Origin of the sequence: Roseibium album (assembly GCF_001404515.1) — a bacterium.
GTDB lineage: Bacteria > Pseudomonadota > Alphaproteobacteria > Rhizobiales > Stappiaceae > Roseibium > Roseibium album.
The window spans coordinates 70,688-87,029 of the sequence record NZ_CXWE01000008.1 but is presented as its reverse complement, the minus strand read 5'-3'; the positions used below and the strand labels follow the sequence as shown (position 1 = coordinate 87,029).

Sequence of the window (16,342 nt, the reverse complement as noted above, 5' to 3'; positions counted from 1 at the left end):
GATGAGTATGACCGGAAGTGCGAATAAGGACAAAAAAAGACACGCTGCTCCGGCTGGCCCGGTTCAGCGTGTTCTGTAATCAGGTTCCGCAATGGAGTTTCCGGCGCCGTTATCAGCCCTGTTGCCCGGCGTATTCGTCGTGATACTCCGAAATGACCTTGCGTGCGAAGGCACCGATCTTCGCATACTCTGCTTCGGTCAGGTTTGCCAGGGACACCCGCGCCGAGGCATCGACCACTTCAAAACCCTTCCCCGGAAGCAGGACGACGCTGGTTTCCTCGGCCAGCCGGAACAGGAAATCGTAACCCTTCTTGTTGGCCACGAACCAATCGGCGAAAGCATCGCCGTAAAGCCGTCCGCTCAGGTGCTGGAGATTGATCAGCGTGTAGTAGTTGACATCTTCCGGCTCGCGATGAGGTTTCACGCCCATGTTCAGTTCAAGCGTATTGAACCGCTTGCGGATCAGGCTCTTGGCAGCGTTCTTGTAACGGTCGTCGCGATCCAGCAGCCCAGCAAGCGCGAACAGCATCATCTGAATTTGCTGCGGTGTCGAAGACCCTGCCGTGTGGTTGAGCGCCACGGCGCGGCTGTCGGCAACCAGCCTGTCGATGAACCTGATTTCGCGGGGGGCGGTCGTCAGTGAGGAGTAACGCCAGTCGAGCTCTTTCTTTGTGTCTTCAGAAAGTGCGGTGAGCGCCGTGTCGAACACATTGTCTTCGTGGAGCGCAATCACGCCAAGGCGCCAACCGGTCGCGCCGAAATATTTTGAGAACGAATAAACACACAGTGTGTTGCGCGGGCACTTGGCGAACAGAGAAACGAAGTCGTCGGCAAATGTGCCGTAGACATCATCGGTGACGACGAACAGGTCCGGACGTTTTTCATTGATCACCGCAGCCACCCGGTCGAGGTCGTCCGGAGACAGTTTTACCGAGGGTGGGTTGCTCGGATTCACGATGCAGAAGATCTTGATGTCAGGATCTTCCAGTTTTGCCAGTTCCGCGTCGCTGAACTGCCAGTCAGCCCCTTCCTCCATTCGGATATCGACGACCGGCATGTCGTATTCGGGCAATGGCGGGATTTCCAGATAAGGCGAAAAGATCGGCGTGCCGAGTGCCACCTTGTCCCCCTGCTTGACCAGCCCGTTGGCTTTCAGGGTCTGGAAGATATAGGTCATCGCCGCCGTGCCGCCTTCCGTCGCAAAGACGGAAAACGGGCCTTGTTGCGGCTCGCTGCCGAACATCTCCTTGCCGAGATAAGCGCCGACGATTTTTTCCGCGTGCGTCAGCATCCGCGGCGGCACCGGGTAATTGCAGCCGAGAAACCCTGCCACCATTTCATGCAGCAACTCATGCCTGTGAATACCGAGTTGGTCCTTTGCATAGGAAAGAGCCGCTCTCAGAAAGGTGGTGCCATCGCGGTCTTCGTGGCGGTGAATGAAGTTTTCGAAACGCAACAGCATTCCTTCTTTGTCGGGAAGTCCGCCGAAACCGCTGTCGAGATAGGAATAGGACCGCTCGGCTTCCTCGACCGAGAAGTCGCCGAGACGCAGAAAGGCGCGGCGCGGGTGCGTTGCCAGGAAATTGGGATTGCCACGCCCTGCATTCAGCATCATCCGCTCCGACGCCGAGGCAGCGATTTCAATAAGCTTGTCCTTCAGCTCGAACGGGCTGAGTTCCTGGAACTTCGAATAGTCTTGAGTATTCATCTGAATTCTCCCGGGGCGTTCATTGAGCCGGATTTGTCGTGACGAGACCGACAATCAGCGGCCCCCAAAGGGTCAGCAACACGTTGGCGACCGCATATGTCACAGTGAATGTGACCACCGGTGTCGCGTTTTCAGCCTTGCCCAGAAGAGCCGCAAAGGCCGGATTGGCACTGCGGCCGCCGGCAACACAGGCAAGTGCTTCGATCGGGTTCTGGATTCGCAGGACGTAGTAGGAAAAGAAGAACCCGAAAAACTGGGGAATGAGCGTAACACCGATTCCGAACAGGAACAGGCTGATGCCCTGTTCCTGCAGTGTTGTCAGAACCTGCGGACCGGCACTGATCCCGACAACTCCGACAAAAACGGCAAGTCCGAAATCTCTCAGGAAATTGACGGCGCCCGTCGGCAACGCGGCAAAACGCGGATGAGTGCTCCTCAGCCAGCCGAACAGGAGACCGGACAGCAGGCACCCGCCGCCGCTGCCAACAGAGACAGGAACGCCGCCGATCCTGAATTCGATCAGACCCAGAAGCAGGCCCAGCGTCATGCCGAGGCCGAAGAAGATAAAGTCCGTGACCGCTGCCGCGCTGATCGGATAGCCGATTGATTTCTGGACCAGGTTCAGGTCGCGCGGACTGCCGGTCAATTGCAGTTCATCGCCCTTGTGGATCTCGAGATCCGGCAGCAGCGGCAACTCCCTTCCCATCCTGTTGACGCCGGTAACAAAAACATCTCGAAGGGCATTGGATCTGGTGTGATCATGGATGCCCTGCAGCTTGTTGCCGGCATAGTCAGGGTTGGTCAGGACAATGTGGCGGTTCTCCAGCACAAGATGATATCCGTCCGGTGCCTGTGTCTCAGTCGCCCAGTTCATGGCTGGGCTGTCGAGCGACGAAACCAGGCCGGTCATCGCGACAACATCGTCAGATTGAAGAACCTCCGCGGTATCAAGGTCAATTTCCCTGCCTGCACGCAGAACGGCTTCGACCGCGACTTCATCGATGGAGGCGTCCAGGTCTTTGGCTGATCTGCCGAGCCATTCACTTCCGTCGCTCAATTGGTAAAAGCGTGTGTCGATGCGGCGCGCCGCGTTGAACTGGCCCGGCTCGAGCTCGGCCGAGCCACCTGACATCTTCTCGGCGAGCCTGAGTGCTTCCTTCCGGATATCCCAGCGCATGACGGTGGGGAAAAACCACGTGACCATGATGATCGGGCCAATCGACCCGAAGATGTAGCAGACCGCGTATCCGACCGCGATGTTGGTCTCCATGATCTGCTTCAGGTCCGCAGAGACGCTGAGTTTCTGTATGGTCTCGCCGGCCGTGCCGATGATTGCAGACTGCGTCAGTGCGCCTGCGGCAAGACCCGCGGCCGTTCCGCGGTCCAGACCGAAACCCCAGGCAAAGGCGAGCACTGTGAACAGTCCGAGAATGCACATGACGGCTGCCGATAGCAGCTGATTGAGCGACTTGAGTGACAGGGCGCGGAAGAACTGGGGCCCACCCTGATAGCCGACTGCGTAGATGAAGAGCGCGAAGAAGATATCCTTGACCGCGGAATCGATCGTGACACCTACCTGCCCAAGGATAACACCCATGATGAGCGTTCCGGCGATGCCGCCCAGAACGAAATTTCCGATTTTCAGCTTGCCGGCGAAATAGCCAAGAGCAACGGCAACGAACAAAAACACCAGCGACGACTGTGTCGCCAGCCATTTCAAGAGTTCCATCTTGTCCTCCCGCGATCGACGCAATGGATAGCTGCGGCAACCTGGGAGACGACTATTGTCTCTTTTTCGCGATCAGGCAATCTGTTTTCAAGAAATTGTAAATTTTATCAGTGTGTTAGCACTCAACAATATTGACGGCGAGTCCACCTTGCGAGGTTTCCTTGTACTGCTCCATCATATCCATGCCGGTCTGCCGCATGGTTTCGATGCAGCCGTCAAGGGGGACGAAGTGGGACCCGTCGCCGCGAAGGGCCAGGGACGCGGCGGTTACCGCCTTCACAGCCCCAAGTGCATTCCGTTCGATACACGGAACCTGAACAAGTCCGGCGATTGGATCGCAAGTCATGCCGAGATGATGCTCCAGGGCGATTTCTGCAGCGTTTTCGATCTGCTCGTTCGTGCCGCCGAGCGCGGCGCAAAGACCGGCGGCCGCCATGGCGGAAGCGGAGCCGACTTCACCCTGACAACCGACTTCTGCGCCCGAAATCGAGGCGTTTGCCTTGATGATGCCGCCGACGGCGGCAGCAGTCAGAAGAAAGATGCGAACTCCCGCCTGATCTGCTCCGGCGCAATGGTCGAGATAATAGCGGGTCACCGCCGGTATGACGCCTGCCGCGCCATTCGTTGGGGCAGTGACAACCCGGCCACCGGCGGCATTTTCCTCGTTGACGGCCATCGCATAGACGCCGAGCCAGTCAACGACGTTGTGTTCAAACAGCGGATTGCTGCGGCCCTCGCGAATGAGCTGCTGGTAAATGTCCGCGGCTCGGCGCTTGACCTTTAGTCCACCTGGCAGGATGCCGGCCTGGGTGATGCCGCGGTTGATACAGGAATCCATGGCAGACCAGAGTTTGTCGATGCCTGTTTCCACGTCCTCGCGTGATCTGTCGCTGCACTCGTTCTCAAGCTTCATTTCGGCGATGGAAAGAGCCGCTTCGGCTCCCATTTCAAGCATCTGTTTGGCGGAAGAAAACGGAAAGGGGACGTTTTGCGTGGTCAATTCATTGACGGGTTCGTTGGTGGTCTTGCGCAGTTCCGCCTCGCTGACAACGAAACCGCCGCCGATCGAATAGTAAATGATCGTGTCGATCAGTGATCCACCCGCATCGTGAAGTTGAAAGGTCATGCCATTGGCATGCAGCGCCAGTGGCGGCCCGTAGTCGAATAAGACGTCTTCGTCAGGGTTGAATGCCATCTCCGGAAGTCCGGGGATATTGAGCCTTTTCTCGGTCTGCAGGGAAGCCAGCATCGGCTCTACCCGGTCGGGGTCGAGCGTATCCGGTTGCGCCCCCAGCAGACTGAGGCATACCGCCTTGTCGGTTGCGTGACCTTTGCCGGTAAAAGCAAGCGAACCGTGTAGCGTGATGGTAATGCGGGCAGCGCCCTGTTCCGCTCCGGCAAGCCCTCTTATCCTGTCGAGGTACCGGTGAACTGCGACCATGGGGCCGACGGTGTGCGAGCTTGAAGGGCCGATTCCGATCTTGAATATGTCGAAGACGCTTATGAACATCTGAATTGGACCACATTTCCAATGGTTGCTGACCGGATCGGCCTTGAGGCAAAGCTAGCAGACGGCACGATGAGGTCCGGCGCCCGAACGGGCAATTATGTGCTGATTGCGACATCGCGGGTTTTGCTGCCGGCCAACAGGAACTCTGATCCCAAGAAATGGAATACAGATATAGTTGTTTGCGGGATTGGCCTTTGATAGCGTGCGGCCTCTTTCCCGCAGGCCAGCCCCCGCTGGCCAGCCCCCGCAGGCCAGCCCCCGCAGGCCAGCCAATGACGAGCAATCAATGACTTCGCAGCATCCGTCCGATCAGAACGACAACTTGAGACACAAGAAAGATGCATTTCATCTGCCTGAGGGCGTCATCTATCTAGACGGCAATTCACTCGGGGTTCTGCCGAAACATGTCCCGGGACGCGTTGCCGACGTGGTGACGGAGCAATGGGGCACCAGTCTGATCAGGGCATGGAACAGCCACAGCTGGTTCGATCTGCCTTTGCGCACCGGTGATCGGATTGGTCGGTTGATCGGCGCGCCGAATGGCACCGTCGTCGCCTGTGACAGTACATCGGTCAATGTCTTCAAGGTCCTCTCGGCGGCACTGTCTCTTCGTCCGGAACGGAAAGTCATACTGTCGGACAGCGGAAACTTCCCCACGGATCTCTATGTTGCCGCAGGACTCAAGGATCTCCTGGCGAAAGGACACGAGCTGAAAATCGTTGCGCCGGAAGAGGTCGAAGCGATGCTGGATGACCAGGTTGCTGCGATGATGCTGACCCAGGTCGACTACCGGACCGGACGGGTGCACGACATGAACGACCTGACCCGGAAGGCCCATGATGCCGGCGCCATAGCGATTTGGGACCTTGCACATTCGGCTGGTGCGATCGAAGTTGACCTGTTGGGAGCCAAGGCGGATTTCGCAATCGGATGTGGTTACAAGTATCTGAACGGTGGTCCTGGCGCACCCGCCTTTCTGTATGTTTCACCGGACCATCTGGACAAGGTTTCATCTCCTTTGACGGGCTGGATGGGGCACGAAGCCCCGTTCGCTTTCGACCTCGATTATCGCCCGGTGTCCGGCATCGCGTGCATGACCGTCGGCACGCCGGCCATTCTGGCTCTTTCAAGTCTCCACGCTGCGCTGGACATCTTTGAGGATGTCGACATGGCCGACATACGCGCCAAATCGATATCCCTGAGCGAACTTTTCATCGCAGAGGTCGAGGCCAGATGCCCGCAGCTGACACTTGCAAGCCCCCGTAGTCCGTCTGAACGCGGCAGCCAGGTGTCATTCCGGTTCGGTGAGGGGTACGCGGTTATGCAGGCCCTGATTGCACGCGGTGTTATCGGTGATTTCCGGGCGCCGGATGTTATGCGCTTCGGGTTCGCGCCGCTCTATCTGTCACATCAGGATATCGTCGACGCGGTCGCAATTCTTGCGGACATTCTGGATACGGGCAGCTGGGATCGACCTGAGTTCAAGACACGTGCCAAGGTCACATAGCAGCGATCTGCGACTGCGTTTCTAGCATGGACAGGAAACGTTCTTCGGGGACAGGTCTTGAATAGAGGTAGCCCTGGTAGCGGTTGCAGCCGTTTTGCGACAGCCAGGATCGCTGCTCGATCGTCTCAACACCTTCTGCAACGACACCTGCATCGAGTGCATTTGCCAGCGACAGGATCAGTTTGACGATTTCCCCGCCCGTGCCGATGTCTTCCATGAACATCCGGTCGATCTTGATTCCGTCGATCGGGTAGTTGTGGAGGTAGGCTAGGTTGGAGTAACCGGTGCCGAAGTCATCGATGACGATTTGATAACCGCAATGTTTGAGCGCCGTCAGCGTTTCGCGCGCGTTCGGAATATCTCCCAAAATCACGGACTCCGTGATTTCCAGCGAAATGTCGGACGGGTCACAGCCTGTTGCCAGGGGCAGCGATTGCATCAGGCTCAGGAATGAGGAATCGGAGAGTTGCCGCGGTGAGACATTCAAAGCGAGTGGAACTGCATATTGCAGATTGTGAAGGCGGTGCTGCAGGTGTGCGACCTGTTCGGCAACCCAGGTACCGATTTCATCGATAAGCCCGGCGTCTTCGGCAATCTTTATGAAATCATCCGGTCCGACCATGCCACGTTCCGGGTGTTGCCAGCGCAGCAGGGCTTCTCCGGACACCACCTTGTCGGTGCGGGTGCACGCAATTGGCTGATAGTAGAGGATGAACTCGTTCTTCTGCAGTGCGCGTTCAAGGTCCTTCTTGATGGCGCGGTGTTCATCTCGCAAACGTCGCATACGGTCGCGGAACCTGACACACTTCGCGGAAGGATCTGATTTCGCCTGGTAGAGGGCGAGATCCGCGTGCCGCATGAGCTGGTCTATGTCGCGTCCATCGTCCGGATAATGTGCGTAACCGATACTGAGGCCGACCTGCCTTCGCTTGCCCTCAAGAACCTGGGGTTTGGCAAAGGAGCGCAGAAGCGAACGGCCGAACCAGTCCGGATCCACCGAACCCGGTTTTTCGAGGTGGCAAATCAGAAACTCGTCACCGCCGAGCCGTGCAACGATATCTTCCGGGCCGGCGATTGCTTTCAATTCTTCGGCAACCAGCTGCAACAGCACGTCGCCAGCCGCGTGGCCAAGTGAATCATTCACAAGCTTGAAATCGTCCAGATCGAACAGGTAAAGCGTTGCAGTCTGGTTCTTCGTATCCGCCGTATTCAGGATATGGGTCAGCCGTTCCTGCAGGAAGGTCCGGTTGGACAGGCCGGTCAGCGTGTCATGGCTCGCGAGATACTGTGCCCGCTCCTTGGTTTCATGCAATTCTGTGACATCGATCTCGCTGACGAGATAGGCCGGTTGTCCTGAAACCGCGTCATGGCATGCGCGAATGGTGAGTTCATGCCATTTGAAGCCCAAACTCGTTTTCACATGCGCGACGAATTTCAGCGTTCGCTCCTGCTCGACCAGATCAAATATGTCCTTCACATCCTCCTCGCGGACAAACTGGTCGGGAAAGCGGGTTTCCAGAGTGATGCAGGACGCCCGGGAGGCAGTATTGCGGTAGAGCGGACTTCCGTCTTTGGAAAAAAGCGCGATCATCACCGTCGTGTGCAACAGGGCTTCCGCACTTCGCAACGTTTCGGGCTGCTGTTCGTGATGCTCGCGGCCTTCGCACAGCAAAGCCATACGGCCATCGCGCAGCTGCACACCGCTCATTTCGATTTGCAGGACCTTGGGCTTGCCCTTTGGATAGAGCGTCCAGATTTCCGAAAAGCTGACATCACCCTTGCAGAAGTCCTGTTGGTACTGACGCAGGCGTTGCTCCACTGCCGGCGACATATCGGCGCCGAGATCCCGTGATTGCAGTTCTTCCAGACTGTCTGCTTCGGTGATTTCCAGGGTCTTGCGATTGGCCCACAAGTATCTCTTGTGGTCGAAATCAAATATCCAGACCGCTGTATCGAGTCTGTCATAAAGTTGCAGGATGAGGTTCGCGTCGACTTTGCCGTCGGCCACGTTGACGGGGTCGAGGAATGTCATGTCGTCGATGTCCAATGACAATTCTGATCGGCTCGACAGTTTCCCCTCCAAGTTTGGTCACGGCCTTTGTCAGGCTCTGATGTCGGCAGGCTTGCGATCGGTTTTTGTCTCGCGCAAGGAGCCGGTGCAACATGGCATTAGTCTCACCGAACTCTAGTCAAGAATTCCTGCGGCAGTATTTATTATATTGTTTCAAATTGAATTCTTTGAGGATAAGTGAAAGGTGTATTGTAATTTATACGTAGATGTTGCTGTCGGATTCAAGTCATTCGACAGGCCTTTCAACTAAACGCGACCAACACCGTCAAGATTCTCTCATGCTCGGCACATTGCCTGGTACTTTCCGCAGAATACTTGCGCTCACTGCAGGCCTTGGCCGCAGCAATTCCTCAGGAAAATTGCCTATGTCGGGAACTGGATGTTTCCGTGATCGGCGAATTCTGGAAAATCTTGCCCTTTCTGCGGTGGAAGCGGGTGATTATCGGTTGATTGCTCTGCCAATAAAGTTAGAAGGTCAGGATGCCGTGAGGGACAGACATCAAATGTCTGCTTCTACAAGTCTAAAAAGGCGGGGCACGGCCAAAACGCAATAAGAAAGACCGCTTGGGGGGCGGCGAGGAGCATGAATGCTTGAGCTTGATCAGCTCGAAATGGATTTTGGGGGGTTCCGGGCAGTCAACGGCTGCACGTTCCGCGTCGAAGAAAACAGTATAACTGGCTTGATTGGGCCCAACGGGGCAGGGAAAACAACGCTCTTCAACCTGATTGCAGGGGCTTTGACGCCAACGAGCGGCGCCATTCGTTTTCTGGGTGAGGACGTGACGGGCCTTGCCAGTCATCAGCTGTTTCACAAGGGTCTCGTCCGTACGTTCCAGATCCCGCACGAGTTTCACAAGCTGACCGCGCTGGAAAACCTGATGATGGTGCCGCCCTCGCAACCAGGTGAAAGTCTGTTTGCCAACTGGGTTGCCTGGAGCCGCGTCAGGTCCACGGAAAGAGACGTGGAGAGCAAGGCTTACGAGACGCTCGAGTTTCTGGAATTGACGCATGTCGCCCACGAGCGCGCCGGCAATCTTTCCGGAGGTCAGAAGAAGCTTCTCGAGCTCGGCCGGACGATGATGACCGACGCCAGACTGGTACTGCTGGACGAACCGGCCGCCGGTGTGAACCGGACATTGTTGCGAAAACTCGAAACCAAGATCGAGATTCTCAACAAGGAACGCGGCTACACCTTTATCTTGATCGAACACGACATGGAGATGATCGAAAAGCTTTGCGATCCGGTCGTTTGTATGGCGGAAGGCAAGGTGCTGATCGAAGGCGATTTCCAGGCAGTCCGCTCCGATCCGCAGGTGCTTGAAGCCTATCTCGGCGAGACAACGGGAGATGCAGCATGAGTGCGCTTCTTTCGATGGAGAACCTGACGGGTGGATACGGCGAAGCCGACATTCTCCAGGACGTGTCGTTGACCGTGGCCCAGGACGAGATTGTCGTGATTGTCGGTCCGAACGGTGCCGGGAAATCAACGGCGATGAAGTCGGTTTTCGGTCTTCTTACAATCCGCGGCGGCAAGATGCTGTTTGACGAGGATGACATCACTGGCTGGGTACCGAACCGCATCGTTCAGCGCGGGATTTGTTACGTGCCTCAGGTCGACAATATCTTCCGGGAAATGTCTATTCACGAGAACCTCGAAATGGGCGGTTTCCTGAAGACTGGCGATTTGTCGGCAGCCTATGACCGGGTCTACACGCTGTTTCCGGATCTCAAGGAACGACGCAAGACCATGGCAGGCAGTCTGTCCGGCGGACAGCGCCAGATGGTCGCCATGGGGCGGGCATTGATGCTCGATCCCAAGCTTCTCCTGCTGGACGAACCGACAGCCGGTCTGTCGCCGAAATACATGGAGCAGATTTTCCAGATCTGCCGTGATGTGCGCGACACGGGCGTTGCCATTCTTCTTGTCGAACAACATGCCAAACAGGCGCTGGCCTTTGCTGACAGAGGGTATGTGCTGGCGGCAGGCAAGAACCGTCACGAAGGCACTGGTGCGGACCTTCTGGCTGACCGTGAAGTCGCCGAAATGTTTCTGGGTGGGTGATCGGTATGGACCTGTTCGAACTTGTCAATTTCTACGTTGTGCCGGGCATTGTTCTCGGTTCGATCTATGCGCTCGGTGCCGTCGGCATCACGCTGATTTTCGCAATCCTGCGCTACGCACATCTGGCGCATGGTGATCTGGCGACCCTTGGAGCCTTTATCGCGCTGGCGGCGGTCACGGGCATGGGTGTGTCACCCTATGTTGCGCTTCCGATCGCCGTTCTCGGCACTGCCGCCGTTGCGGTCGGCATCGACAAGGTCTTTTACGAGCACTTGCGCGAGCGTCCCAAGATCGTGACCGTGATGGCCTCGCTTGGCATCGCGCTGATGATCCGGGCGGTGGTTCAGGTCGTTTGGGGTGTCGATACCCAGACCTATTCGCGCGGCATTGTCCGTCCTGAGGATTATTTCGGTATCCGCATTCGTGACCGCGAGATCTATACGCTCCTGGCGATGGTGGTCCTGGTGGGTGTTTTGCAGCTCTTCCTGACGCGATCCAAATGGGGCAAGGCGATGCGTGCCATGTCCGACAACCCGAACCTGGCGCTGCTTTCCGGTATCGACAACAAGAAGGTTGTCATGCTGACATGGGTGATTGCCGGCGGCCTCTGCGCGGCGTCCGGTTTCTTTCTCGGCATCAATACGGAACTGAAAGCCATGATGGGCTGGCACATGCTGCTGCCGATGTTCGCCGCGGCCATTCTTGGCGGCGTCGGAAGGGTTGAGGGGGCCGTGCTCGGCGGTCTGATCGTGGGGATCGCTGAAGAACTCTCGGTTCTTGTCATCCCGAGTGAATACAAGGCTGCGATGGCGTTCGCCATTTTGCTGTTCATGCTGCTTGTGCGCCCGACCGGGCTGCTCAAGGGCAAGGTTCTGTAAGGGGAGGGATGCAAGATGGAATTTGCGGGTCTTGTCAACTACGCCCTCTTCATGGCGATCTTCATATGCATCTATGCGTTGCTGGCGCTTGGGCTCAACATCCAGTGGGGCTTCGCCGGGCTGTTCAACGCGGGTATCGCCGGTTTCTTCGCGGTCGGCGCGTATACGTCCGCGATCATATCGACGGCGCCTGCCGATGGCCGCATTGGCGGCTTTGACCTGCATTTTGTCATCGGCTGGATCGGAGCGATGCTGGCGGCTGGGCTTGTTGCCTGGCCGATCGGAAAGATCTGCCTGCGTTTCCGGTCCGACTACCTTGCAATCGCCACCATCGGGATCGCCGAGATTATTCGACTGGTGATCAAGTCCGAGCCCGTGCTCACCAATGGAGCGCGCGGCATATCCGGCATTCCCCGGCCGGCTGGTGATATGGGCTACATGGAATCGCAAATCGCCTATCTGATCATCGTTCTGGCGGTTCTGATTGTTGCTTATGTCCTCGTCGAGCGGCAGTTCAACGCACCATGGGGCCGTATGATGCGCGCCATCCGCGACGATGAGGATGCCGCCAGGGCCATGGGCAAGAACGTGGAGTTCCGGCGGCTGGAAGCATTCATTTTCGGTGCCGCACTGATGGGACTCGGTGGCGCAATGTTTGCCCATTTCAACAGATCGATCACGCCTGAGGCGATCGATCCGATGGTGGCAACGTTCCTGATCTGGATCATGCTCATCCTTGGCGGATCGGGTAACAATCGCGGCGCGATTCTCGGAGCTGCTGTTGTTTGGATCATTTGGTCCGTTTCAGAGATTGCAACCGACCGTCTTCCGCATGAATATGCGGTACAAGCAAAATACCTCCGCTTGTTCCTGATTGGTCTCATGCTGCAGCTTGTGCTGCGGTTCAGACCGGAAGGACTGCTCCCCGAGCCTTTGAGGGGAGACCAGCGGTCGACGAAATCCGGGGCGGACCGGCATTAGGCCCGCTCCCCGGGGTCCACGCGCCTTTGCAAAGCGTGGGAGCCGAAATTCCTAAAGACCCGGCGAAGACCGGATAATTGAGGAGGTACTCATATGAAAACCAAACTTTTTGCACTTGCCGCAGGCATGATGGCTGCAACAGCTCTCGCGTCCGTTCCCGCACAGGCCGACGTCAAGATCGGTCTGATCGGCGGCGTTTCCGGCCCGATCGCTGCCATGGCTCCTGCCATGATCGATGCGGCCCAGCTGGCCGTTCAACAGGTCAATGAGCAGGGTGGTATCGGCGACGGCGAAAAACTGGTTGGCGTTGTCGGCGACAGTGCCTGCAACCCGCAAGGCGGTACGGATGCCGCGACCAAGGCAGTCAACATCGAAGGTGTTGTCGGTCTTGTCGGTCCGCATTGCTCCGGCGCGGTTCTGGCAGCAGCCGGTTCGGTGACCATCCCGGCGGGTATCACGTTGATCACTCCGTCCGGAACGTCTCCGGAAATCTCCGGACTGGAAGACAAGGGCACCGTGTTCCGCACCGTCCCGTCGGACGATTTCCAGGGCCGTGCCCTGGCGCGTACGATGAAGGAAATGGGATACGGAAAGGTCGCGGTTGCCTATCTGAACAACGACTACGGCACCGGTCTCGCCAATGCGTTCAAGGCTGAATATGTCGACGAACTCGGTGGTGATATCACCCAGTTTGCAGCGCATGAAGAAGGCAAGGCTTCCTACCGTTCCAACCTGGCAGAGCTCGCCAAGGGCGGCGCCGACACTCTGGTCATCTTCGACTATGGTGACGGAACCGGTCTGACGATCCTGCGTCAGGCGCTGGAGAACGGTTTCTTCGACAAGTTCGTTGGTGGTGACGGCATGAAGTCCGACGCCGTGATCAACGAACTGGGCGCGGAAAACCTGTCCAACTTCGTGTCGTCTTCTCCGGTCGGCGAACAGTCCGAATCCCTCGACAAGTTCAACGAAGCTTTCAAGGGCGTCGGTGGCGATCCGGATGCGATCTTCGCAAACACCTCCTATGACGCAGCCTTCCTGCTGGCTCTGGCCGTGGAAAAGGCCGGTGGCAAGAAGGAAGATGTTGCTGCAGCCGTCACGGAAGTTTCCAATGGCGAAGGTGAGGCTATCCTTCCAGGTGAATGGAAGAAGGCCAAGGAACTGATCGCAGCCGGCAAGGCCATCGACTACAAGGGCGCCGCAGGTGAGCACAACTTCGACGCCAAGGGCGACGTTCCGGGCACCTATGCCCTGTTCGAAGTCGGTTCCAACGGCTTCGAGGTCGTGACCGAAATGCAATAAGTTTCTTCTTTTTATGGAAGAGATTTTGCCAGGCCGGCGGTTCGAAAGAACCGCCGGCCGTTTTTTTGTGGAGTAAGCTCAATGTTGGCGCTGCGGCCTTGAATCGAGGCTTGTGAAGCTCAACTGCCCTGTTTTTTCGCTGCGCTGAACATGAATCTTTCTGCATGGCCGGTGTCTTGATCTGCGCGTGGACCCCGGATCTGCGTTTGAGTTTTCACAAGGTGACGCCAAAAAATCGTCCCTTACCTCCATCTCCCAAACCCGCTATAAGCGCGCCCATGCGTGATCTGGATGTACTTGTGCTCGGTGGCGGCGCCGCCGGTTTGATGTGTGCGATTGAAGCTGCAAAGCGCGGGCGCAAGGTTCTGGTCATCGACCACGCCAGACGGCCGGCGGAAAAAATCCGTATCTCCGGGGGTGGACGCTGCAATTTCACCAATCTGCACTGTACGTCCGCAAATTTCCTGTCGCAGAACCCGCGCTTCTGTGTCTCGGCTCTGAAACGCTACACACAACACGACTTTCTGGGTCTTGTCGAAAGGCACCGCATCCCCTGGCACGAAAAGACGCTCGGCCAGCTCTTTTGCGATGAAAGTGCGAAAGACATCATCCGGATGCTGCTCACCGAACTGGAAGCTGCGGGTGGGACCCTGCAGCTTGAAACGGATATCAAGGCGGTTGAGAAACCGGACGAACGGTTTTCCGTTGCAACGTCGAAAGGGCCGCTAAGGTCGCATTCCCTTGTCGTCGCCACAGGGGGGCCGTCGATCCCGAAAATGGGAGCGACAGGTTTTGGCTATGAGCTTGCAAAACAGTTCGGACTGAAGGTCATTCCACCACGGGCGGCCCTGGTGCCGCTGACATTTTCCGATGCCAATAAGGAACTCTGCGGACGCCTTGCCGGTGTTTCGCTCGATGCAGCGGTCTCTTTCGGCAAAACGACCTTTCGCGAAGGTCTGCTGTTCACCCACCGCGGTCTGTCTGGACCCTCGATCCTCCAGATTTCGTCTTTCTGGGAGGAGGGCAGACCGATCTGGGTCAATCTGCTTCCTGAGACTGATGTCTTCGAAACACTGCGGGGTGCGCGGCAGGACAGCCCGAAACAGGATCTCAAGACAGCGCTTGGCCAATGGCTTCCCAATCGGCTCGCCGACGAACTGTCCAGCGCGTTTTCACTGAAAGGCCGGCTTGCGGATCAGTCCGACAAGGTGTTGCGCCGGGCGTCAGAGCAGCTCAATCGCTGGCAACTGACGCCGGTCGGCACGGAAGGGTATCGCACGGCTGAGGTGACGCTTGGCGGGTTGGATACGAAGGAGCTTTCGTCCAAGACCTTTGAATGTGTCAGCGTGTCCGGACTTTTTTTCATTGGTGAGGTTGTTGATGTCACGGGACATCTGGGTGGCTTCAATTTTCAATGGGCCTGGTCGTCCGGTCATGCAGCCGGCCAGTTTGTATGAAGAATGCACTTACGCCTTGAATTAGTGCGTTGCAGCATTTTTTGATGACCGTTCCTCATTCGCTTGTATACTCGCCTTGAATGCGAGAGGACCGAATGAAACGCGTGACGATCCATGACGTGGCGAATGCCGCCGGTGTCAGCCTGGCAACGGTTGACAGGGTACTCAATGGCCGGCCGGGGGTGCGCAAGGCGACGATCGAGCGCGTGGAACAAGCGGTTGAAAGTCTGAATTACAAACCTGACGTCTTTGCTGCCGGTCTTGCCAAGAAACGGGTGTACAGGCTGCATTTTCTCATCCCCAACGGACCCAACGCATTCATGGAAGACCTGACCCGTGAGGCAGCGTCCCATGCTCAAACCATGAGCGGTGATCGCATGCAGGTGCATGTTGAGCCGATCGACGCATTCGACGGCCATCGGGTCGCCGGGACGCTTGCGATCCTCGACAGGTCCGTATGTGACGGTGTGGCGGTCGTCGCTCCGGCCTTTCCCGAAGTCAGGGCGGCGATCGACCGGCTTCAGGATCGTGGCGTTCCGGTGGTGACCCTTGTTTCCGACCATCCGGCTTCGTCTCGCCAACACTTCGTCGGCATCGACAACATGGCCGCAGGTCGTACTGCCGGCCGGTTGATCGGCCGCTTTCTCCCTGAAAGTCCCGGTAAGATCGGATTGATTGCAGGGTCATTGGGATTGCGCGACCATGCCGAACGCTACGCGGGTTGCGAGGAGGTCATTGCTTCCAGCTTCCCTCATCTCAAAATGTTGAAGGTTCGCGAAGGCCGGGACGACAACAAAAGGAATGCCGACCTTGTCAGGAAACTTCTGGAAGAACACGCCGACCTTGCGGGTCTCTACAATATTGGCGCAGGAAATCGCGGAATCATTTCCGCACTGAACGCCCCCACGCAAGCAGGCAGTCTTGTTTTTGTAGGGCATGAACTGACGCCCTATACGCGAGATGCCTTGAATTCCGGCGTGATGGATGCGGTGATCGCCCAGGACCCGGGTCATGAGATCCGCAGCGCGATACGGGTGTTGAAAGCGCTCTGCGACGGGGTGCCGATCATCGAGGGACAGGAACGGATCGGCATTGATGTTTTTATCAGGGACAACCTGCCAGAGCTGTCCTGAACTAGCC

Annotated in this window: 12 protein-coding genes; 8 read left to right on the top strand and 4 right to left on the bottom strand. The window is 57.2% G+C overall.

Going from position 1 to position 16,342, the window contains the following annotated elements; genetic code table 11:
- Nucleotides 1–112: 112 nt before the first annotated feature.
- The 3 genes from LA5095_RS24780 to LA5095_RS24770 all read right to left on the bottom strand — a co-directional run bounded on the left by LA5095_RS24780 (nt 113) and on the right by LA5095_RS24770 (nt 4,947).
- Nucleotides 113–1,708 carry a bifunctional aspartate transaminase/aspartate 4-decarboxylase gene (locus tag LA5095_RS24780; protein ID WP_055119969.1) on the bottom strand — a complete coding sequence of 532 codons (1,596 nt, stop codon included), beginning with the start codon at nt 1,706–1,708 and terminating at the stop codon, nt 113–115.
- 19 nt (nt 1,709–1,727) lie between these two features.
- Nucleotides 1,728–3,437: an aspartate-alanine antiporter gene (aspT, locus tag LA5095_RS24775; protein WP_055119968.1), complete on the bottom strand. Its 1,710-nt coding sequence runs from the start codon at nt 3,435–3,437 to the stop codon at nt 1,728–1,730.
- Nucleotides 3,438–3,552: 115 nt separating this feature from the next.
- Entirely contained in the window at nt 3,553–4,947 is a 1,395-nt protein-coding gene (locus tag LA5095_RS24770; protein ID WP_055119966.1) for an L-serine ammonia-lyase, read from the bottom strand.
- 286 nt (nt 4,948–5,233) lie between these two features.
- On the opposite strand from LA5095_RS24770, the gene kynU reads away from it, so the two are divergent.
- A complete protein-coding gene (gene kynU / locus LA5095_RS24765; protein ID WP_055119964.1) occupies nt 5,234–6,454 on the top strand; it encodes a kynureninase in 1,221 nt (406 codons plus the stop codon).
- Here the strand turns inward: kynU and LA5095_RS24760 are convergent.
- Nucleotides 6,447–8,486 (bottom strand): putative bifunctional diguanylate cyclase/phosphodiesterase, encoded by a 2,040-nt coding sequence (locus LA5095_RS24760; RefSeq protein WP_055119962.1) that lies wholly within the window; start codon nt 8,484–8,486, stop codon nt 6,447–6,449. The genes kynU and LA5095_RS24760 overlap by 8 nt on opposite strands.
- Before the next feature lie 626 nt (nt 8,487–9,112).
- Here LA5095_RS24760 and LA5095_RS24755 point away from each other — a divergent pair.
- The 7 genes from LA5095_RS24755 to LA5095_RS24725 all read left to right on the top strand — a co-directional run bounded on the left by LA5095_RS24755 (nt 9,113) and on the right by LA5095_RS24725 (nt 16,335).
- Complete coding sequence (locus LA5095_RS24755; protein ID WP_055119960.1) at nt 9,113–9,883, top strand: ABC transporter ATP-binding protein; 771 nt, start codon at nt 9,113–9,115, stop codon at nt 9,881–9,883.
- Nucleotides 9,880–10,587 carry an ABC transporter ATP-binding protein gene (locus LA5095_RS24750; RefSeq protein ID WP_055119958.1) on the top strand — a complete coding sequence of 236 codons (708 nt, stop codon included), beginning with the start codon at nt 9,880–9,882 and terminating at the stop codon, nt 10,585–10,587. Before LA5095_RS24755 ends, LA5095_RS24750 begins: the two co-directional genes overlap by 4 nt.
- A gap of 5 nt (nt 10,588–10,592) precedes the next feature.
- Nucleotides 10,593–11,465 carry a branched-chain amino acid ABC transporter permease gene (locus LA5095_RS24745; RefSeq protein WP_029062232.1) on the top strand — a complete coding sequence of 291 codons (873 nt, stop codon included), beginning with the start codon at nt 10,593–10,595 and terminating at the stop codon, nt 11,463–11,465.
- A 15-nt stretch (nt 11,466–11,480) separates the two neighbouring features.
- Nucleotides 11,481–12,446, top strand: a complete 966-nt coding sequence (locus LA5095_RS24740; RefSeq protein ID WP_055119956.1) for a branched-chain amino acid ABC transporter permease — start codon at nt 11,481–11,483, stop codon at nt 12,444–12,446.
- A gap of 93 nt (nt 12,447–12,539) precedes the next feature.
- Nucleotides 12,540–13,745, top strand: a complete 1,206-nt coding sequence (locus tag LA5095_RS24735) for an ABC transporter substrate-binding protein (RefSeq protein WP_029062230.1) — start codon at nt 12,540–12,542, stop codon at nt 13,743–13,745.
- Between the two features lie 278 nt (nt 13,746–14,023).
- A complete protein-coding gene (locus LA5095_RS24730) occupies nt 14,024–15,202 on the top strand; it encodes a BaiN/RdsA family NAD(P)/FAD-dependent oxidoreductase (protein ID WP_055119955.1) in 1,179 nt (392 codons plus the stop codon).
- 95 nt (nt 15,203–15,297) lie between these two features.
- The gene (locus tag LA5095_RS24725; RefSeq protein WP_055119953.1) at nt 15,298–16,335 is read left to right on the top strand and encodes a LacI family DNA-binding transcriptional regulator; all 1,038 of its coding nucleotides are present in this window, start codon (nt 15,298–15,300) and stop codon (nt 16,333–16,335) included.
- Nucleotides 16,336–16,342: the final 7 nt, after the last annotated feature.